Origin of the sequence: Corticimicrobacter sp. (genome assembly GCF_040137905.1) — a bacterium.
In the GTDB taxonomy this organism is placed as follows: domain Bacteria; phylum Pseudomonadota; class Gammaproteobacteria; order Burkholderiales; family Burkholderiaceae_B; genus Corticimicrobacter.
In genome coordinates this window covers 29,477-49,748 of the sequence record NZ_JBEFDG010000089.1, presented here as the reverse complement: position 1 = coordinate 49,748, position 20,272 = coordinate 29,477, and the positions used below count along the sequence as shown (strand labels likewise).

20 protein-coding genes are annotated in these 20,272 nt (G+C 62.2%); 8 read left to right on the top strand and 12 right to left on the bottom strand.

Going from position 1 to position 20,272, the window contains the following annotated elements; genetic code table 11:
- Positions 1 to 168 precede the first annotated feature (168 nt).
- The 7 genes from ABN482_RS15370 to ABN482_RS15340 all read right to left on the bottom strand — a co-directional run bounded on the left by ABN482_RS15370 (position 169) and on the right by ABN482_RS15340 (position 6,137).
- Positions 169 to 720, bottom strand: a complete 552-nt coding sequence (locus ABN482_RS15370; RefSeq protein ID WP_349504801.1) for an A24 family peptidase — start codon at positions 718 to 720, stop codon at positions 169 to 171.
- A gap of 19 nt (positions 721 to 739) precedes the next feature.
- Positions 740 to 946 (bottom strand): Flp family type IVb pilin, encoded by a 207-nt coding sequence (locus tag ABN482_RS15365; RefSeq protein ID WP_349504800.1) that lies wholly within the window; start codon positions 944 to 946, stop codon positions 740 to 742.
- Positions 947 to 1,069: 123 nt separating this feature from the next.
- Positions 1,070 to 2,554 carry a sensor histidine kinase gene (locus ABN482_RS15360; protein ID WP_349504799.1) on the bottom strand — a complete coding sequence of 495 codons (1,485 nt, stop codon included), beginning with the start codon at positions 2,552 to 2,554 and terminating at the stop codon, positions 1,070 to 1,072.
- Entirely contained in the window at positions 2,541 to 3,209 is a 669-nt protein-coding gene (locus tag ABN482_RS15355) for a response regulator transcription factor (protein ID WP_109062816.1), read from the bottom strand. Before ABN482_RS15355 ends, ABN482_RS15360 begins: the two co-directional genes overlap by 14 nt.
- 188 nt (positions 3,210 to 3,397) lie before the next feature.
- Positions 3,398 to 4,195: a heme ABC transporter ATP-binding protein gene (locus ABN482_RS15350; protein WP_349504798.1), complete on the bottom strand. Its 798-nt coding sequence runs from the start codon at positions 4,193 to 4,195 to the stop codon at positions 3,398 to 3,400.
- Positions 4,192 to 5,229, bottom strand: a complete 1,038-nt coding sequence (locus ABN482_RS15345; RefSeq protein ID WP_502877315.1) for a FecCD family ABC transporter permease — start codon at positions 5,227 to 5,229, stop codon at positions 4,192 to 4,194. Before ABN482_RS15345 ends, ABN482_RS15350 begins: the two co-directional genes overlap by 4 nt.
- The gene (locus ABN482_RS15340; RefSeq protein WP_349504797.1) at positions 5,226 to 6,137 is read right to left on the bottom strand and encodes a heme/hemin ABC transporter substrate-binding protein; all 912 of its coding nucleotides are present in this window, start codon (positions 6,135 to 6,137) and stop codon (positions 5,226 to 5,228) included. Before ABN482_RS15340 ends, ABN482_RS15345 begins: the two co-directional genes overlap by 4 nt.
- A gap of 147 nt (positions 6,138 to 6,284) precedes the next feature.
- Here ABN482_RS15340 and ABN482_RS15335 point away from each other — a divergent pair, with 147 nt between their 5' ends.
- The 5 genes from ABN482_RS15335 (at position 6,285) to ABN482_RS15315 (ending at position 12,398) form a co-directional block, all read left to right on the top strand.
- Entirely contained in the window at positions 6,285 to 6,800 is a 516-nt protein-coding gene (locus ABN482_RS15335) for a sigma-70 family RNA polymerase sigma factor (protein WP_349504796.1), read from the top strand.
- Positions 6,801 to 6,808: 8 nt separating this feature from the next.
- A complete protein-coding gene (locus ABN482_RS15330; RefSeq protein ID WP_349504795.1) occupies positions 6,809 to 7,816 on the top strand; it encodes a FecR domain-containing protein in 1,008 nt (335 codons plus the stop codon).
- Positions 7,817 to 7,924: 108 nt separating this feature from the next.
- Positions 7,925 to 10,288 carry a TonB-dependent receptor gene (locus tag ABN482_RS15325; protein ID WP_349504794.1) on the top strand — a complete coding sequence of 788 codons (2,364 nt, stop codon included), beginning with the start codon at positions 7,925 to 7,927 and terminating at the stop codon, positions 10,286 to 10,288.
- Between the two features lie 35 nt (positions 10,289 to 10,323).
- The gene (locus ABN482_RS15320) at positions 10,324 to 11,628 is read left to right on the top strand and encodes a YncE family protein (protein WP_349504793.1); all 1,305 of its coding nucleotides are present in this window, start codon (positions 10,324 to 10,326) and stop codon (positions 11,626 to 11,628) included.
- A 140-nt stretch (positions 11,629 to 11,768) separates the two neighbouring features.
- Positions 11,769 to 12,398, top strand: a complete 630-nt coding sequence (locus ABN482_RS15315; RefSeq protein WP_143859516.1) for a biliverdin-producing heme oxygenase — start codon at positions 11,769 to 11,771, stop codon at positions 12,396 to 12,398.
- 81 nt (positions 12,399 to 12,479) lie between these two features.
- On the opposite strand, the gene ABN482_RS15310 is transcribed toward ABN482_RS15315, so the two are convergent.
- The 3 genes from ABN482_RS15310 to ABN482_RS15300 form a co-directional block, all read right to left on the bottom strand.
- Positions 12,480 to 13,475 (bottom strand): Rpn family recombination-promoting nuclease/putative transposase, encoded by a 996-nt coding sequence (locus tag ABN482_RS15310; protein WP_349504792.1) that lies wholly within the window; start codon positions 13,473 to 13,475, stop codon positions 12,480 to 12,482.
- A 90-nt stretch (positions 13,476 to 13,565) separates the two neighbouring features.
- Positions 13,566 to 14,438, bottom strand: a complete 873-nt coding sequence (gene modD / locus ABN482_RS15305; protein WP_349504791.1) for a ModD protein — start codon at positions 14,436 to 14,438, stop codon at positions 13,566 to 13,568.
- Between the two features lie 73 nt (positions 14,439 to 14,511).
- Positions 14,512 to 15,924 carry an aminotransferase-like domain-containing protein gene (locus ABN482_RS15300; RefSeq protein ID WP_502877316.1) on the bottom strand — a complete coding sequence of 471 codons (1,413 nt, stop codon included), beginning with the start codon at positions 15,922 to 15,924 and terminating at the stop codon, positions 14,512 to 14,514.
- Between the two features lie 117 nt (positions 15,925 to 16,041).
- Between ABN482_RS15300 and ABN482_RS15295 the strand changes: the two genes are divergently transcribed.
- Complete coding sequence (locus ABN482_RS15295) at positions 16,042 to 16,641, top strand: LysE family translocator (protein WP_109062821.1); 600 nt, start codon at positions 16,042 to 16,044, stop codon at positions 16,639 to 16,641.
- Here ABN482_RS15295 and queC read toward each other — a convergent pair.
- The gene (gene queC, locus ABN482_RS15290; protein WP_502877314.1) at positions 16,583 to 17,329 is read right to left on the bottom strand and encodes a 7-cyano-7-deazaguanine synthase QueC; all 747 of its coding nucleotides are present in this window, start codon (positions 17,327 to 17,329) and stop codon (positions 16,583 to 16,585) included. The two genes, ABN482_RS15295 and queC, sit on opposite strands and share 59 nt — an antisense overlap.
- Positions 17,330 to 17,568: 239 nt before the next feature.
- On the opposite strand from queC, the gene ABN482_RS15285 reads away from it, so the two are divergent.
- Together ABN482_RS15285 and ABN482_RS15280 are read left to right on the top strand one after the other, a co-directional pair.
- Positions 17,569 to 18,201, top strand: a complete 633-nt coding sequence (locus ABN482_RS15285; protein ID WP_349504789.1) for a GIY-YIG nuclease family protein — start codon at positions 17,569 to 17,571, stop codon at positions 18,199 to 18,201.
- A gap of 119 nt (positions 18,202 to 18,320) precedes the next feature.
- Complete coding sequence (locus ABN482_RS15280; RefSeq protein ID WP_349504788.1) at positions 18,321 to 19,505, top strand: DNA cytosine methyltransferase; 1,185 nt, start codon at positions 18,321 to 18,323, stop codon at positions 19,503 to 19,505.
- Positions 19,506 to 19,511: 6 nt separating this feature from the next.
- On the opposite strand, the gene ABN482_RS15275 is transcribed toward ABN482_RS15280, so the two are convergent.
- Positions 19,512 to 20,234, bottom strand: a complete 723-nt coding sequence (locus ABN482_RS15275; protein WP_349504787.1) for a hypothetical protein — start codon at positions 20,232 to 20,234, stop codon at positions 19,512 to 19,514.
- Positions 20,235 to 20,272 lie beyond the last annotated feature (38 nt).

Sequence of the window (20,272 nt, the reverse complement as noted above, 5' to 3'; positions counted from 1 at the left end):
TCGACCTGCACTTCCTTGACGACAATCTCGGGCGGCGGCGGACGCATCAGCGCACGCGCCACCAGGGCAGAAGTAGCAGCCAGGACCAAGGCACCAGCCAGCAACAAAACGGAAGAAGTTTTCATGTTCAGATACAACGAAACCGCGACAGGAGTGGGCAAGGCGTATTCAGCGCGCCATCAACCCGAAGGTACAGGCGGCACCGGCAGCAATGGCCAGGCCATATGGAATACCGGCAGGCCGGTCATTGCCCAGGATAAGAGGCAATGGCGGGTTGCGGCCCGGAAGCCGCGCGCCCAGGCGCACCATGCCGTGAGCCAAAGTCAGCTCGATCATGTTCAGCAAAGGCAGTGCCAAGGCCAGCACACCACCCGCCAGGGATGTCACCATCAGGAAAATCAGCCCGTGACTGCCTGCCCACAACATCAATACGGCCATGAGCTTGACATCGCCTGCTCCAACACGCTTGATCAGAAACAGGCCATAGCCAAACACCAGGACCAGCGCGGCAGCCAGCAACGGCCAGCCCACCCATGCGCCCCACTCGATGCCATCGGCCCACGGCCCCGTTCCGAACAGTGCCAGCAAGGGATGCAGCAACCAGACCGCCAACAGCAGCAAGACCAGCCGGTTGGGAATGCGCCGATAGAGCAGATCAGACATGACCACCCACGCCAACGCCGTCATCAGCAGCCATTGAGCACCAGGCAGCATTGGCATGACGAAATGCCCCGACCGATCAGTTGGCGGATTTCTTGACGTCTTCGCCGGCACCGGAGATGTCGCCGGCGATATCCTCGAACTTGCCGCGCAATGCGCTGATGAAAGCACCATCGTTGCCGAAGATCACAGCGACAGCGGCAGCCATTGCAGCGGCCAGGATGCCGTATTCGATCGCGGTCACGCCGCTTTCGTCGTTCAGGAACTGTTTGAGCTTGGAGGCCATCTGGATGAATCCCGTAAAAAATAGCGAGCAACTAAATAAAAATCAATTCTATCTTTGCTGCTATTTTTTACAATGAAGCCTCCATTAAGTTTGCTTAATGAAAGCCATTCGCAATCACGAAAATCAGGCGTGCGCAGCCCCGGAACTCCCCTCAAGCACATGGTGCCGCTCAAGCCGCAACAGCACCTGTATGCCGACGTCATCAACACCCGGCCGCTGGCCCACGCCCGCGCACTCGTTGTCGGCAAAAGCCAATTCGCCACCATGCAACTTGGCAATCGCCTGCACCAGCGCCAGCCCCAGGCCATAGCCGGGCACGCTGGAAGTCTGCCGCAGCCGGCTGAACCGCAACAGCGTACTTTCGCGCTGGTCCGCTGGAATCCCAGGGCCGCGATCGGCCACCCCCAGCTCGATCAGATCACCTGCGGCACGCACGAACATCGTGACCGGCGTTCCCGGCGCAGCATACTTGAGCGCATTGTCGAGCAGGTTGGACATGGCCTGCATCAGCAGCGCCCTGTCGCCATAGACCTTGCTGCCTGGTGGTGCCGAGACCGTCAGTGCATTGCCGCGCAACTCGGCCAGCGGCTGGTAGTAGTCAGCCAGTTCGGTCAGCAGTGCTCCGGCATCCAGGTATTCGAACTGACGCAGGCAACGCCCGGACTCGATCTCGCCAATCCGCAGGATGGCACGGGACAGTTTCTGGATGCGCTCGGCTTCTTCTGCCGCCAGGGCGATTTCCTGCTGCACGGCCACATCGCCCGTCAGTTCGGCAGCCGAGCTCAGCCGGTTCTGCAGGCGCGTCAAGGGTGTGCCCAGTTCGTGGGCAATGTGACTGCTGGCGCTCTTGACCTCTTCCATCATGCGGTTGATCCGCGCCAGCGCCTGGTTGATATTCTCGCCCAGCCGGTCGATCTCGTCGCGCCGCTGGCCGACCGGTGTACGCACGGCACTGTCGCCCGCCACATAGCGTCGCAGCACGCTGCGTATCGTATCCACGCGTTTCAGGCTATCGGCCCCGAAGGCAACGCTGATCCCGGTGCTGAACAGCAGCACGATGAACAGGCTGGCCCCGGCGGTCAGCGGCAAGATGCCGACCCGCTCCATCATGGGCTGGATATCGTAGCTGCTGAAGTACACGCTGCCATCGGCCAGCGGCACCACCAGCCCCAGCAGCTCGGCATGATTGCCCTCTGCATCGGTCCATTCGACATGCCGCCAGCCATGACACCCCATGTCCAGACAGCCAATCACCGACAGCAGCGCCGGATCGCCATATTCGACCCGCTGATAGGGGCCCAGCAACAGCACCTTGCGCTCGGTGCGATATTCCAGGTAGTCCCGCGTATAGAGCGCCGAGCGTACCTGGGCCGCACTGTCCATGCCCAGCGCATGCTGCGCCCGGATATCGGACAGCACCATCTCGCGCACATGGTTGTAGAGCACGTTCTCGATCAGGGAGCGACTCCAGATGGTAGTCATCAGCGTGACCAGCAGGAAGATGAAGGCAATGCTGGAGGCCTGCCGGAAATAGCTGGTCTCGCACAGCGATCTTATCGTCTGCGCGAAAGTCCTTGCCGGGCCGGCCGCCACCTCATCCGAGGACATAGCCGACCGACCTTATCGTACGCAGGAGTGCAGCCTCGAATCCCTTGTCCAGCTTGGCACGCAGCTTGGACATATGTACGTCGATCAGGTTGGTCTGCGGATCGAATTCGTAGCCCCAGACCCGCTGCAACAGCATGCTGCGCGTCACCACGCGGCCACTGTGCTCGAGCAGTACCTGCAGCAGCTTGAATTCCTTGTCGGTCAGGTCCAGAACCGCATCGCCCCGGCGCACTTCACGACGCAGCACATCCATGCGCAGATCGGCGGCATACAGGACAAGCTCCTCATCCACCTGGCCGCCCATGCGACGCACCAGCACCTCGATGCGGGCCAGCAGCTCGGAAAAATCGAAGGGCTTGCCAAGATAGTCATCCGCTCCGGCGCGCAGACCCTCGACCCGATCATCAGGCTGATCGACGGCAGACAGGATGATGATGGGAGGATGCCGCCGCCCCTTGAGGCGCTGCAACACCTGGATGCCATCGAGCCGGGGCAGCATGCGGTCGAGGATGATCACATCGAACGCCTCGCGCTCGATGGCAGCCAGCGCATCTTCACCGTTGTCCACCAGCGTACATTGATACCCTGATGTCTGCAGCTTGCTGCCCAGCCAGTAACTCACCTTGCTATCATCTTCTACGACCAGAACTCTCATCTCTACTCCCCCCGACAGCAGTCATGGGCGCAACCAGGCGCAACCGCTATCGCCGCCACAGAACAGGCCTGGCCGCATGCATGCGAACCAGCCACAACAGGGCGGGAGGCGATTATATTTACCAATAAGAACCATTACCATTATTATTACAATTGGTTGATACCACGCCTCACAAATGGTTAATCACCTCATGCAAAAAGGACCAGCGGCCGCCCAGGCACCAGCGGATGCTCCAGCACGTCAGGTCGTTCTCCATAAGCCTGCGTCAGCAGATCCGGCATCAAGACCTCCTCTGGCCTGCCACATGCCAACAACACACCGCCTGACAACAACGCCAGCCGGTCACACCAGGCCGCGGCCAGATTCAGATCGTGCAGCACAGCCAGGACGCCCACCTGTTTTTGCCGTGCCAGACAGGATGCCGTCGCAAGCAGGGCATTCTGGTGACGAGGATCCAGGCTGGAAACCGGTTCATCCAGCAGCAGATAGGCATGGCCCTGTGCTGCCACGGCCAGGGCCGTCTGAACCCATGCCCGCGCAAACTGCACCCGCTGCTGCTCGCCACCGGACAGGGCGGCATAGGATCGCTGGCCGGCATGCGCCAGCCCCACCTGCTGCAAGGCTTCCTCGACAACCGCACTCAGGCGGGCCGGCGCGACCTCCGGAAAGGGATACCCTCCCATGCCCGCAATCGTCGCGACCGGCATATCGAATCCTCGCGCAGCCTGCTGCGGCAAAACAGCCCGGCTGCGAGCCTGCCGCACCGCCGGCAAGCTGCTTAGCGGCACATCGTCAAGCAACGCGCGGCCCGCATCCGCGGCCAGCTCGCCCGCCATGACAGCCAGTAACGTAGATTTGCCCGCACCATTGGCACCCAGCACGCCCAGCACCTCGCCCGGTACCAGTTGCAGCGACACATCGCCCAATACGGGACGACTCTGGCGCGATGCGCGAATATGCTCAAGCTGCAGCGAATTGGCCATCATCCATCCCGCCTGTCGGCCCTGACCAGCAACCAGAGAAAGAACGGCGCACCCACCAGACTCGTCACGATCCCGACAGGCAACTCCGCAGGTGCCAGCAACACCCGCGCCAGACTGTCGGCCAGCGCCAGGGCAATCGCACCGCCCAGCATGCTGGCTGCGAGCAACCAGCGGTGATCCGCACCCAGCAACATGCGCAGGATATGCGGCACCACCAGACCAACAAAACCGATCACACCGGTCGCCGCAACCAGCGGTCCGACCAGCAGCGCCACCATGAAAATCAGACGCCGCCTGATCCGGTGCAATTCAAACCCCAGATGCATGGCCTCGCGCTCTCCCAGCAGCAGCGCATTGAGTGCCCGCCATTGGCGGCACAACAACCAGCCGAAGAACACCGTCCAGGGAGCCAGCAGCGCCAGCACCGACCAGTTACCCTGTGCCAGGCTGCCCATGGTCCAGAACGTCAGGCTGCGCAACTGACTGTCATCGGCCACGAAGCTGAACAGGCCGATCGCACTGGCGCAGACCGCATTGATCGCGATACCAGCCAGCAACAGGCCCGCCACGCCCGCCGTACGCCGCCCCAGCAAATATGCGCAGAATGTCGCCAGAAGGCTACCCGCGAAGGCAGCAGGCACCAGGGTCATGAAAGCACCACCACCCAGCACGATCGCAGCCACGGCCCCCAGTGCCGCCCCCGAGGAAATGCCGATCAGCCCCGGATCTGCCAGGGGGTTGCGAAACAGCGCCTGCATCACAGCCCCGGCCAGCGCCAGACCAGCCCCGACAACCAGCCCAAGCACGATGCGAGGCAAACGGATATCCAGCAGGATACGGCTGTCCAGCGCCATCTCGGCATTGGCCGCGCCCGTCAGAATACGCAAGGCGCTGCCCGGCGTGATCGTATAAGCGCCACTGAGCACGGACATGACGACCACCCCGCCGAGCAAGGCAAGCATGGCGCTCATGCAGCCCAGAAAACGCTGCCGCCCATCCTGCCCAGTGCCGCTGGCCGAGGTCGCCGCCAGCATCATGTATCGGCAGGCATGCGCACCAGCGCCTGCCGCAACTGTGCGACTGCCTGCGGCAGGCGCGGACCGAAGGTCAGATAAAGGTCATCGGCCATCACGACAACCCGTCCTTCGCGCACCGCGGGTGTTGCCGCCAGTGCGGGCAGCGCCAGCATGCGCTGCATGCCGCCCTGTGCCTGTACGGTCATTTCCGTCACCACCAGCATATCCGGTGCTGCAGCCGCCATGGCTTCTGCAGTGACCGGCTTGTAGCCTTGCTGCCCAGGTATCGCATTTCGAAAACCCGCCAGCGCCAGCGTGGCATGGGCGGCAGTCCCCTCGCCGGCCATGAGCAGCGTGCTGGTATGCGCAACCAGGGATAGGGCGCGCTGCGGCAGTTCATGGCCGTCACCCGACAACTGCGACAGTTCCCCCTGCAGACGTGCCACCAATGCCTGACCCGCTTCGGCACGATCCAGTGCCCGTGCCGCCTGCTCGATGCGCGCCTGCAAGGTCGGCAGATCGGGCTGATCCGGCAGTACTTCGACGCGGATCCCCAGGCTGCGCAGTTGCTCCAGCGCACCATCCGGCCCCGACTGATCGGAAGCCAGCACCAGCGCCGGACGCAAGGCGGCTACCCCTTCCACCGGCACATTGCGGTAATAGCCGACGTGCGCAAGGGAAGCCGTCTCCGCCGGATAGACACTGGATACATCCACGCCCACCAGCCTGCTGCCGGCCCCCAGCGCATAGACGATCTCGGTAATCCCTCCGCCCAGGCTGACCACCCGGGCCCGGCCCTCCGGCGCGGACGCACCGGAAACGGCTGCACCACCCCCGTGGTCGGCCCGCATGCCAGGAAACGCCCGCGCCATCATCGGTGCCACCATCAACCCGGCCAGCGCCAGGAGTTTTCTGCGTATGTGTTGCATGTGGAGCTCACCCTCGCTGCTGTCCACTGAAAATGAAAACCAATTATGCGCAAGGGTCTGCAGAATGTGGATTAAGTTTTATTAAGGTTGACACGTTCAGTAGTAGAATCGAGGCCAATTATCATTTCCGTCGCCATTGCATTGCATATGCTGTCGCCCAAGCCCGACATTGCCCCCGACACGGTCTCCGCACTCTATCGCCAGCATCATGGCTGGCTGGTGCAATTCCTGCGTCGGAGGCTGTCTGGCGATCACCAGCATGCGCTGGATCTGGCACACGACACCTTCGAGCGCGTCATGCGCACCGGCATCGCCAAGGTGCCGATCGAGCCGCGTGGCTATCTGGCGACCATCGCCCAGCGCCTGACCATCGACCAGTTCCGCCGGCGCACACTCGAACAGGCTTACCTGGACAGCCTGGCCTGCCAGCCCGAAGTCCTGGCCCCATCCCCGGAAACCACGGCCCTGATGCTGGAAGCCCTGGCTGCGGTATGCACCATGCTTGATGCCATGCCGTCGCGGATGCGGCGCATCTTCATGCTGGCCCAGATCGATGGTGCCAGCTATCAGGATATCGCCGCCCAGCTGGAAATCAGCGTCAACATCGTGCAGAAGGACATGCTCAAGGCCTGGCAACACTGCTACGCCGCCATCTACGGGTAGGCAGCCACATGTCACGTCCTCTCTTCGGCCCGGTCGATACGCAGTCCGCGGCGCTGCCTCCCGCCATCGTGGCGCAGGCCGCGCATTGGCTGGTCACCCTGGAGCAACCAGCCGACGATGCCACCCTGGCCGCCTGGCAACACTGGCGACAGGCACATCCCGATCACGAGCGGGCCTGGCAGCGATTTGCCGGCCTGCATCAGGACCTGGGCATCACACGCCAGGAACGCATTTCGCCCACCATCGTCAGCCAGACCCTGCACCAGACAGTCGAAAGCCAGGACCGGCGCAAGCTGCTCAAATGGACAGCCACAGCCAGCGGTGCCCTGCTGCTGGGCTGGGCCGGCCGACATCGCACACCCGTACCCGGCTGGCTGGCCGACTACCGTACCAGCAGCGGTGAGCAGCGCGAACTGGCATTCGACGATGGCACCCGGATCATCCTGAATACCCGGACTGCCATCGATATCGATACCGACGGGCTGCAGCGCGTGCTGACGCTGTACCACGGAGAAATCGCCATCACCAGCGGATCTGAACCACACGCCCTGACGACCCTGGTTGCAACCCGCGATGGACAGGTGCGTCCCATCGGCACGCGTTTCGTCGTCCGCTATCCGCTGCCGGACAATCTGCACACGCTGGTCACGGTCACTGATGGCATGGTGCGGATCACGCCGCATCAGGCCAGTGACAGCAGCGTTGACTTGCCTGCAGGCCGGCAGACGCTTTTTTCTCGGAACCAGGTCGCCCAGTCCGAACCGGCTGCCTCAACCTCCACCGCCTGGATGCAGGGCATGCTGGTGGCGGACCGGATGCGGCTGGATACCTTTCTTGCAGAACTGGGCCGTTACCGTCCCGGCGTCCTCGACTGTGCGCCGGAGCTTGCCGGGCGTCTCGTCACGGGCACCTTCATGCTGGCCGATACCGACCAGGCACTCCAGGCCCTTGCGCTCGGACTGCAGTTGCACCTGCGCTACCGGACACGCTATTGGGTCACGCTGGAAGCAGCCTGAAGACATTAATTTGTAAAAGCCCGGCAGATTCCCGAGCGCCATTCGTTAGACCTTATAGAGGGCCTTCATACAGGTCCCGGCAACGGACAGCAAACAGGAATCGACCTCATGATCAAATATGATCGTTTTCGCAGTAACAATCTCAGCACCATGCATCGGTACACGACAGCCCGCGCACTGCTGCAGATGGCGCTCGCCGCATGGCCGGCCGTCAGCATGCTGGCACTGGCCGGTATGCCTACCCAGGTACAGGCACAGGCAGTTGCCGCGCAGCAGATCGATTTCGACATCGCTCCCGGCCCCCTCAACCAGGCCCTCATCCTGTTCGGCCAGGCCAGCCGTACCACCATCGTGGCCGACCCGGCCCTGACCGATCACCAGCAGACACGGGGCCTGCATGGCCACCATACCCTGGAGGGAGGGCTGTCGCAGTTGCTGGAAGGTACTTCCCTGCAAGCCGTACCCAACGCACCCAGCAGCGGTTTCAGGTTGCGCCGCATTCCCCAGATGACGACCACGACCGAGGCACGCGCGCACACCACGCTGCCGGACATCATCGTGACCGGAGAAAAGGTCAGCCGCTCCATTTTCGATACCAGCTCCAGCGTCGCCATCTACGATGCCGCGACCCTGGCCGGCCTGCCCAACGCCACCAGCGTCTCGGACGTGCTCAAGCGCACACCCAACGTGGTCGACCTGGGCATCGGCAACAACCTGCCCACCATCCGCGGCGTCGATGGGTCCGGCCCGCTGCAGGGCGCAGCCGCCTTCCTGGCGGGCACCCGCCCCCGCCTGAACATGTCAGTGGATGGCCGCTCGTCGACCTACAATGAATTCGCCTTCGGCACCCAGTCCTTGTGGGACGTGGAACAGGTCGAGGTCTTTCGCGGCCCGCAAAGCCACATCCAGGGCCGCAACGCCATTGCCGGTGCCATCGTGATGAGCACCAAAAATCCATCCTGGGCCTGGGAAAGCGCGGTCAAGGGCATGAAGGGCAATCAGCACAGTTGGCAAACGGCGGCCATGCTCTCCGGCCCCATCGTGGATGACACGCTGGCGTTCCGCCTGAGTGTGGATCGCCAGGAGCGCAAGAGCTTCGTCGACCTGATTTCCTACGATCCGGTGGGCGATCCGCGCCGCATCGAAACGACCACGACCCGCGCCAAGCTGCTGTTCGAACCCTCCGGACTGCCCGGCCTGTCATCGATGCTGACGCTCAACCATATCGACAGCCGCACGCCGCAGGGCGAAGCGACCAATCCTCCACCCGGCTACGTCAGCGCGCGCTTCGACCCGCGCCGACCGGTTTTCACCACCAAGTCCACCAGCGGCATCTGGGACCTGGGCTGGAACGCATCCGATACCATTCGCCTCGAAAACAAGCTGGTATATACCGATTTTTCCAACGAACGGCTGATGGTCGATACCCTGCCGCACGCCCGCATCGACGGCCACGAATTCCAGCTCGAACCGTTGCTGCGCTTCGATCTGCCCGGCGGTGACATACACGGCCTGGCCGGTATCCGCTACTTCCGGGGCACACAGGACGAATACGTCAATCTGTTCAATGGCAGCAGCTTCCGCGACGAAACCGAGACGCGTGCCATTTTCGGCGAAGCCACATTCGCACTGACCTCACAGCTCGACCTGACGCTGGCGACACGCTTCGAGCAGGAACACCACAAGCGACACGGCGGCAGCAGCGCAGTACGCATCGACCTCGACAAGACCTACTCGGCACTCCTGCCCAAGTTCGACCTCGCCTGGAAACCCGACCACGACCTGACCCTGGGGGCCATGATCACGCGCGGCTATAACGCCGGCGGCGCAGGCATCACCTTCGGCGCGCCCATCGTCAGCTATACATTCGACCCCGAATACGTCTGGAACTATGAGCTGTACAGCCGCCAGCACTTCCTGGACGATACGCTGGAGCTGACGGCCAACCTGTTCCTGAACGAATACACAGACATGCAGTTGCCCTATTACCTGGGGCCCAACTCCTCGGTGATCCGCAATGCCGACAAGGCACGCACCTATGGCGCAGAACTCGGCGTGCGCTGGATGCCCGTACCCGAACTGGAAGCCTTCGGCACGCTGGGCCTGCTGCGCACGAAGATCACGGAATTCGCCGACAGCGGCATCGAGGGCAACCGGCTGGCACGCGCCCCGGACTACTCGTTCAATGCCGGACTCAAATACCGCTTCGGCGGCGGCTTCGAGATCAGTGGCGACGTCCAGTTCAACGACAGCTACTACTCCCAGTACGACAACGACGCCCTGGGCCGGATCGCCTCGCACTGGACTGCCAACCTGCAACTTGCCTACGCCTTCAAGGGCGGCCGTGTCGCACTGTTCGCGCAGAACCTGTTCGACGCCGACCGGCCAACCTTCATTACCAACAACGACCCGACCACACCTTTCGTACAACGCCCCAGGCTGGTCGGCATCACGGCCGAATTCAGTTTCTGATGCAATTTCGGACACTCACCGAGGACATGATCACCATGCACACCACCCGACATTTCACCCTGACCCTGATCGCCGCCAGCCTGATGCTGATCACCCCCTATGCCCAGGCCGACACCCGCGCACAGCAGCAGCCTCGACAACAAAGCGAGTCCGGTATCACGGAGGACAACGCACAGATGCGCACGGCTGCCGTCGTCACGCCCCACACACCCATCACTGCACATCAGATCCTGTCCCGCCCCACGGCCTCTGCAGTGGTCGAGCTGGCCTACAGCCCACGTGAAAACGCCCTTTTTGTATCGGCACCGGACTGGCAGGATGAAAGCCGCTCACGGCTGCTGCGCCTGGCTCCCGACAGTCTCGACATCCAGGCCGAAGTGCCGCTCGACGGCAAGGGCTTTGGTGTCGCCCTGGATGATGCCGCAAACCGCCTCTACCTGACCCAGGGATTCAACGGCGCGATCAGCGTGATCGACACGCAGGGCAACCAGCTCATCAAGCGCATTCCCGTCATGCAGAAGGTGAATTTCGAACAGCTGTACCAGGAGCACGGCCTGTCGCAGACGCGCCGCGACTTCCTGCTCGAACAGCTCAAGAAATGGAACGTGGTTGACGACTTTCCCTACAAGCTGCGCGAACTCGCCATCGATGCCGGCCAGCATCGCCTGTTTGCCCCCGGACTGGGGCTGGGCATCGACAGTGTCCTGTTCGTGGTCGATACCAAGACGCTGGAATTGGAGAAAATCCTCCCCGGTTTCGGCTACAACGCCGTCGGCATCGTCGCAGACCCGGCCCGGCACCGCATCTTCGTCTCGAACATGCAGGGCCAGATCATCACGCTCGACAGCCGTACGCTGGATATCACCGGCACGCTCGAGGTCGAGGCCGATCAATTGCTGAACCTGGCCTACGATCCTGCGACCAACCGCCTGTTCGGTGTCGACCAGGGCATCGACCGTGACGAATGGCGCAACAACCACCTGGAGCGTGAATATGCCCATCGCAGCCCCGGCCACCGCGTGTTCGTGCTGGATGCCGACAGCGGCAAGACACTGGCTGTCATGCCCACCGACGAAGTACCCATCGGCCTGAACCTCGACACGCAGCGCAACCGGCTCTACGTCACCAATCGTGGTGGCGTACGGCCCGATTCGGCGCAAGGCTCGGTCACGATCTACGATACCGAGGCCTACCAGCCACTGCAAACGCTGCCCCTGCCGCCCCACCCAAACAGCCTGGCGCTCGACGCTACCGACAACATTCTCTATGTCACGGTCAAGAACGACGGCGACAGCGCCAAGGCCGGCAAGCCCGAGAACGTCGTGCGCATTCAGTTCTGAGCGCGCGACAACGTCCTTGCCTGCCCATCTGGCAAGGACGCCTTAATCAATCTTAATGACCTGCAGGTATCGTCGTGGCAAGGTCCTGCACTAGGATAGGAGCCGTTCTCACTCGCCATCCTTTTTCAAGCAGGCCTGCCATGACCCAGACCACGACCGATACCGTCCTGACCCGCGCCAAGCGCCTGAAGGCACTGACCCACGGCACGCACGATGCCCTCGACAACCGCCTGAGCAGCTTCCACCCGTTCGAAAGCCGCGAGCACTATGCCGCCTTCCTGCAGATGCAATACCGCTTTCATCGCGATGTCGATGCGCTGTTCGATCACCCCGAACTGAATCGCCTGCTGCCAGGCCTGCAACAACGCCGCCGCCTGCAGCAGGTCGAACAGGACATGCGCGACCTGGGTATCGAGATTCCCGCGCTATCGGTACCGCCCGTCTTCGAAGCAGGCAAGGACGTCGATATCGCCACGGCGCTGGGCTGGCTGTACACCGAAGAAGGCTCCAACCTGGGCGCGGCATTCCTGTACAAGCTGGCAGCCAAGCTCGGCCTGGACGGCAACTTCGGCGCACATCACCTGGCCCCGCACCCGGATGGTCGCGCGCCCAACTGGCATGGATTCCTGGAGCAGTTCAATGCCATCGAACTGGATGCCGACGGTGAAGCCCGTACCGATGCCGGTGCCCAGGCTGCCTTCCGCCAAGTCGATGCCTATGTCGAAACCTGCTGCGTGCTGCCCGAAGCCGAGCCCGAACTGGCGAGCTGAATCAACCTGCCGTTCATGCCTCTGCGCACGCGCATCCCAGAGGCATGAACGAACTGACCATAAGGCACCGATCCGTGTGCATCAGGCTGCCGGGCAGAAAACCGCCTCGATCCGGTCTGCGTCCAGAATATTGAGTGTCCAGTGCTGAATCGTGTTCAGATCTGCAGTAGAGATACGATCCTGGGCCCAGGCGGGTATGCTGCTGAATTTACGCAGCAACAGCTCGTTGAGTGTAGCCCGAGCCACTTGGCGGCCTTGCTCCAGACCTTGCTCCAAGCCTGCCTGCTCCCCCTTGCGGGTGGCGCGGCTCAAGGCGGTGCGCTCGTCCAGCATGGCAATGTCGTGCTGCAACGCAGCCCAGCGCAGTTTTTCATCGGCAGACAGGGTCCGCAGATGTTGCAGGGCTTCCTGCACTGGGGGATGTGTGATCTGGTTCATGGCAGCCTCGTCCAGGTTGTGCAGCAGGCAAGTGATCCAGGCCCGTAGATCAGGCGGCAGACCGCCCAGACGTTCGGCCTTGGGCAACTCCATTATATGCAGTTGCAATGCTTCCTTGAAGCAGATGGCCGGCGTCTGCTCATCGCGCAGCGCCAGCCGCCAGAGCGCCTGTCGTGGATGATCAGGAAAAAGATCATGTGCCAGCAGACTGATCCCAATGACCGGCCGCAGACCATCGTAGCTCTGACCGGCCTGTAATTGCTCCGACAGGCCCCGCGCCAGGTAATACACATTGCGTTCCGGCCATGGCTCTTCGCGCCGCACCTGCATTTCAATAATGAACACAGCCTCGGTGGCATCGCGAACCAGAATATCCATGACAATCCGCTTGCCGTTGATGTGCTGTGGCAGGATGTCAGGGTTCAGTACCTGTACCACCGTGATCGGCTCGGGCCACTGCAACACCGCATTGATCAGATCCGACAGCAGATGCAGATGGCGGCTGAACAGTGCTTTGAATACCAGGTCGTTGGTCAGGCGCAGCCCCGGGGAAGGCAATATCCGGTCGACAAGCCCCGCAGGCGCAACCGTATGAAAAAGCAACTCAGAGGCTGTCTGTGACGAGCGGGTATCCGGCATATCGATGCATCCTGTCTGCATGGCAATACAGACAATCTACCCGGTGATCATGCCATTGAAAATTTGGCAAAATTGTCACACTGGGCACATTTATCCCGGTGTCAGCGTCACGCCAATATCGGCCGGAGCTCCGTAGTACAGGCTACTGGTCACCAGCGCATCCACGCCACTGGCCGCATAGCCGGTGGCGTTGTCATGCCGGATGCCGCCAGCAGCCAGAATTTTCAGGTGTGGCCAGCGATTGCGCAGATGTGTGCACCACGGTGCCAGTTGTTCAGGCATCACCTTGTCGAACTGGATGACATCGGCACCCGCCTGCACGGCCAACTCGGCCTCTTCAAGTGTTGCCGCCTCGATCACGATCTTCTTTTCCGCCAGCCCTGGTGCATTGCGTGTCAGCGTCTCGCGGATCGAGGCCCAGCCGCCTTCCGGCAGCAAGGCACGATGCTGCGGAAAGACCACGACGGTTTCCGACAGGCCCAGTCGATGTGGCCACGCCCCACCGGCACGCGTAGCCTTGATCGCCACACGCCGCAGGCCAGGAGGATGCTTGCGCGTCGTCAGCACCCCCACACGTGGATCGACTGCGTGTACGGCACGCACCAGTTCATGTGTGCGCGTCGCGACGCCACAGGCATATTCCAGCAGGTTCTGTCCCACTTTCCAGACATCGAGCAGGGCCTGCGCCGGCCCTTCTGCCTCGATCAGGGCATCCCCGGCCTGCAGCACCTTACCACTGGCGGCATGCCGTATCTGGACGACCTGCCGCTGCGCAAGCAGGCGCACGATCTCCTCGGTACAGGCCGCCACCACAGGACCACGCGCTTTCCAGGCAATGCGTGCCGGCCGATCGCCGATCTCCAGTACCGCGCTGGTCAGGTCGAAATAGCCGATATCCTCACGCAACCAGCCATCCAGTTCATCCGTACCGAACAGCACATGCGTCGTTGTTTGCGCATTCATGAGGCACCACATCGATATCGTCTATATAACGCTATATTTTATCAAACATAGCGATGTACCAGACTGCGCTGCATTACCCCGCCAGCAAGGCGGCCACCTTTTTCCAAGTCTGCGGGCTTTGTGTGATCGATACCGAGAAGCGGATATGCGTATCCGGTGCCTGTGTTGGCGAGAACAGACGGCCGGGAGCCAGCAGCAGCCCGTCGGCAGCGGCCCGGCGCGCCAGTTGCTCGCTGTCCTGCCCGCAGTCCAGCCACAGGAACATGCCGCCCACCGGCTCCGGATCGATCCGCAAGCCCAGCCGGCCGAACAGCCGCAGGCTTTCGTGGCGGGCCGCATCGACCTGCTGGCGCACGCGCTGGACATGGCGCTGGTAGTCGCCGGACGATACGATCTTCTGGATGATGCGCTCATTGAGTTCCGGCGTCGTCAGGCCGGACAGCAGCTTCAGGTCTGTCAGTGTTGACACCAGCTCGGGGGCCGCAGCCAGGTAGGCAACCCGCATGCCCGCCGCCAGTGTCTTGGCAAACCCGCCGGCATGTACGACCCGCTGCAGGCCATCCAGCGCCGCCAGACGTATCGCGCCCCCAGGATGCAGATCGCCATAGGTATCGTCCTCGAAAATCCTGAAATCGTATTGCTCGGCCAGTTTCAGCACCGCATAGGCAGACCGCGCCGACAGGCTGTAGCCGGTCGGATTGTGGATCGCACTGTTGATGATGAACAGCCGCGGGCGATGCTCCCGGGCCAGTTGCTCCAGCACGGCCACATCCGGGCCATCCGGCCCGCGTGGCACCCCCAGCACACGGACCCCGGCAGCCGCCAACCGCCCGAATACAAGAAACCAGGCCGGATCCTCGACCAGGACACAGTCACCCGGCTGCGTCAGGGCACGCAGGACCAGGTCAACCGCATGCGTCACGCCAGCCGTCAGCAGCAGATTCTGTTCGGGATGCGCAGGAATGCCCAGCCGCTGCAGGGCATCCGCCATGGATACACGCAACGGCAGATAACCCTGCGGCGGGCCATAACCCAGCAGGGACGAGCAGGAACCACGGCCCGTGCTGCGCACGGCGGCTGCCAGCATATCCGCGTCCAGCCACTGCTGCGGCAGCAGCGCCGATGATCCCGGCACGAAACCGCCACCGACATCGCGCAGGGTGCTTTTCAGCAGCCATGCCACATCCAGCGTCGCAGCCGCCGGTTCGGTCCCCTGCCCGGCGGTCAGGCGGGTATCGAGTGCACCCTGGTCCTGCGGGGCAGGCCGGCCACTGACGAAATAGCCTGCGCCCTGGCGCGCCTGCAGCCACCCCTGGCCGACCAGTTGCTCATACGCCTCGACGATCGTGAAACGACTGACTTCAAGATGTTCGGCCAAACGGCGGATGGACGGCAGGCGGCTGCCGGGCCGCAGTCCCAGCAGGGTGATCTTGCGCATCAGCATGGCCACGATCTGCTCGGTCAGTGTCTGGTCGCTGTCCCGCAGAGGGGGCTCGAAAGCATCCACCAAGAGACTTTTCATGCCTTTGCTCCAGTACAGTAATCAATTTATCCGGAAAATTGTACCGGTACTGTACCGCACATCCTGGCTATAGTGAGCAGCATGAACAGCCTGCCCATTTTTCTGCCGATGGCACTTTTTGCCTTCGCCTCGTCCATTACGCCCGGCCCGAACAACATCATGCTGGCCAGCTCCGGCCTGAACTACGGATTCAGGCGCAGCGTACCGCACATGCTCGGCATCAGCGGGGGATTCATGATCATGCTGGTCGTCACCGGACTGGGGCTGGGCACACTGTTCCAGACCTGGCCGGTCCTGCATGACATCCTGAAGATACTGAGTGCCGTCTACCTGCTGTACCTGGCCTGGCGTATCGCCACGGCAGGTCCGGTCACCACGGCCGAACACAGCGGAAGGCCGTTCAGCTTTATCCAGGCAGCCCTGTTCCAGTGGGTCAACCCCAAGGCCTGGACCATGGCACTGGGTGTGATCGCCGTCTATGTGCCGCAGCAGGACTTCCTGACCAACCTGTTGCTATCGGCACTGCTCTGCGGCCTGGTCAACCTGCCCAGCATCTCGGTCTGGACGCTGTTCGGCATGGCACTGCGGCGCTGGTTACGCCAGCCCGGCGTCGTGCGGGCTTTCAATGTGCTGATGGCTCTGCTGCTGGTGGCGTCGCTATATCCGATGCTGCGGAACTGACGAACGCGGCATGGCCCGATGCCCGCAAGGCACAGGCCGGGCACTCGCCGCAGCCATAGCCCCAGGCATGCCGGTGGCTGCGATCACCCATATAGCAGGTATGGGTTGACTCGCACACCAGTTGCACCAATGCCTCGCCACCCAGCGTCCGGGCCAGTTGCCAGGTTTCCCGCTTGTCGAGCCACATCAGTGGCGTCTCGATCACCATGCGGGCATCCAGCCCGAGGCTGAGCGCGACCTGCAGGGCCTTGAGCGTATTGTCGCGACAGTCCGGATAGCCTGAGTAGTCGGTTTCGCACATGCCCCCTATCAGCACCTCGAGCCCGCGCCGCCAGGCCACAGCGGCGGCAAAATTGAAGAACATCAGGTTGCGCCCCGGCACGAAAGTATTGGGCAGCCCGCCCTGCTCGAATTCGATGGCCTTGTCCTGTGTCAGGGCCGTATCGCTGATATGGCCGAGCACCGACATGTCCAGCATGTGATCCTCGCCCAGCTTGTCGGCCCACTGCGGAAACTCGTCGCGCAGGGCCTGCAGCACCGTCTGCCGGCATTCAAGCTCGACACGATGGCGCTGCCCATAGTCGAAGCCGATCGTTTCGACGTGGTCGTAGCGATCCAGCGCCCAGGCCAGGCATGTCGTGGAGTCCTGTCCACCCGAGAAGAGAACCAGTGCGCGCGATGTCATCATGTGCGGGATTATAGTAAGTGGTGGCGGCCCCTGACTGACAGCCACGCCGACCAGAATGATCCATGCTACCCGGTGGGTGAATCCCTCACGGATCTTTCCCCCTGAAAACAACAGTGACCCGACATACAGTGACAGATCTCGCCCAACGCAGCCTCCTGCCCGATACCTCAGAACACGGATTGCCATTTGAGACCCAGGAGCTCCGGGATCAACTCGAACACTTCCTGCGGCACACCTGGATGGATCCTTTTCTCAACGAAAAACGCATCATCGGTCATTACAAATGGGGGGTTTACGCGTTCTACGATTATGACCACGAACCTATTTATGTAGGCCAGACGAACGAACAGCTCAGCACGCGTATCCGCAGACACCTGACGAACCAGCGTACCGACGCCGTGGCCATGTCGGTACTGGACCCCTACGAAGTCTGCTACATCGAGGTCTGGCCACTGACAGACGTAGAGGGCGTCGAGATTGACCGGACCGACGTCAAGACAGCGAAAGCACGCTTGAATGCCATGGAACATGCTGCCTACATGCATCTCATCCGACAGTCCAGATTCGGAGCCATCCTGAACGAGAAGCCTCCCCTCTCGCCTGATCATCCCATCGATCTGCCTGCGTCGTACCACGCAAAAGTCGTCTCTGACGAAGTGAGCCGCCTGAGAGACCATCCCGATCTGCGACTGGCCCGACGCGCCGCAACCATCGCCCGACTTGCCAAAGTCATCGCTGAACGCAAGGTGCAGACAGGCCTGCGCCACACCTTGCTGACCCAGGCTCGTCGCTTGGCCGATCTGGCCGAAAGACGTGTCCGCGGCGCACCGGCCAACCTGGATACATCAGGTGGCGATGGCGATGAAGGCTGACCGCCTGTCAGGCCCGGTTTCATGATGAAAGATGCCCTTGGCACCCACCAGACGACTGTATACAATAACAGTGGTTTGAACATATCAGGCCAGCCACGCTTGCCCCATGGATATCAAACATGACCAACCAGCCACAACAATTTGATTTTTATGAATTCTTTGCCGGTGGCGGCATGGCCAGGATGGGTTTGGGCAAGCAATGGAACTGCCTGTTCGCAAATGACTTCGATCCCAAAAAAGGGGCTTCATATGCCGCCAACTTTGGGGATGATGCCTTGCATATCGGTGATGTGGCCAGGGTTCAGCCAGCGCAATTGCCAGGACAGGCCATGCTGGCATGGGGCTCTTTTCCATGCCAGGATCTCAGCCTGGCAGGCAATGGGAAAGGACTGGCCGGCAGCCGATCCGGCGTATTCTGGGCGTTCTGGGATTTGCTGACCCGCCTAAAGGCCGAGCAACGGATGCCGCCGATCATCGCGCTGGAGAACGTGTCGGGTCTTGTCACATCGCACCGAGGCAAGGACCTCACCACACTCATCGAATGCCTTGCAAAAGCAGGCTACCGCGTAGGAGCCCTGGAAGTCGACGCGGCACATTTCGTGCCCCAATCCCGTCCCAGGCTTTTTATCATCGCAGTGCAAAAAACCGTCCCCATGCCCAGGGGCGTCACAACCCGAACCCCCAACCCGGCATGGCATCGCAGGCAGCTTCAAGATGTCGTCGAAGCCTTGCCCGTGGGTGTCCGCAAGTCCTGGGTATGGTGGAAACTACCGATGCCGGAAGGGGCTGTGCCACACCTGGAAGAGCTGATCGAAGATGCCCCGACATCGGTCGCCTTGCACAGCACCACGCAAACGCAGCAGCTTCTGGACATGATGACTGCCGCCAATCTCGCCAAGGTCCACGAAGCGGCCAGGACGGGCGCGCGCCAGGTCGGCACCCTCTACAAGCGCACCCGCCTGGGCACGCAGCGCGCTGAAATCCGCTTTGACGGCATTTCCGGCTGCCTGCGCACCCCGTCTGGTGGCTCATCTCGCCAGATCGTGATGATCATCCAGGGCAAACAGATCCGCTCACGTCTGATATCCGCCAGGGAAACTGCGCGGCTCATGGGCATCCCGGAGTCCTACCAACTTCCCGACAAATACAACGAGGCATACCATCTCACCGGAGATGGTGTCGTCGTTCCAGTCGTCTCCCATCTCGCCAGGCACATTCTGGAACCGCTGGCTCTGAGCGCACGCCACGCAGCAACCGAGACACAGCAAAACGCCTCGCATGACACGTCACTGCGCGCGGCCTGACTCTTTTTACTGCTTGCGCAACCGTTCCGCCAGCCCCAGCACGTCGGGCAATTGCATCGGCTGGGCCGGCAATTCGAAACGTGAAGCCTGTGGGGCCGTCCGGTCCAGCCTGGACAGTGTCATGAGATTGTCGACCCGCAGCATGCCCAGGCCGCGCGCCAGCACCTCGTCGGCCAGAGCGACCGTACCGGCCGGCACGGGCTGGCCGAGCGATTGCTGCAGACGCCGTGCCGCCTCGATAAAGCGCCGAGTGTAGGACACGACTTCAGCATCCTGGGTCAGCACGGCCTCGACCCGGCGTTCCTCGCCCTGCGGGTTGAGATAGGTCAGTCGATATACGCGACCATCGACCCCGGCTACCGACTCACGACGGCCGAGATCGTCCAGGCTGACGAACTCGGCAACGGCAGCCGGGCCGCTGCCCACCTGCAGGAACTTGCCGGGGTCGACCGACAGCAACCGCAACCACTGCCCGAGTTGGGCTGCATCGGCCACCATCTGGCGTCCGTTGAGGTCAAACACACCATACGTCCCGTCGGCCCGCACCAGGCCATAGCCGCGCTGCTGCGGGTCGGTTTGCATCCGCAGCATCGTATCTGTATATTCCAGTCTCAACTGCACCGGCCGCCCGGACGAATCGCTCTCCTGAAGACGGTAATGCGCCGTCCCCGCCGCCTGGGCCAGGCCGCACAGCGCCAGGCCCAGCGCCGCCAGCAAATAATGCTTCATGCATGCTCCCGAAGGATGGGTTTGCAAAATATGCACTG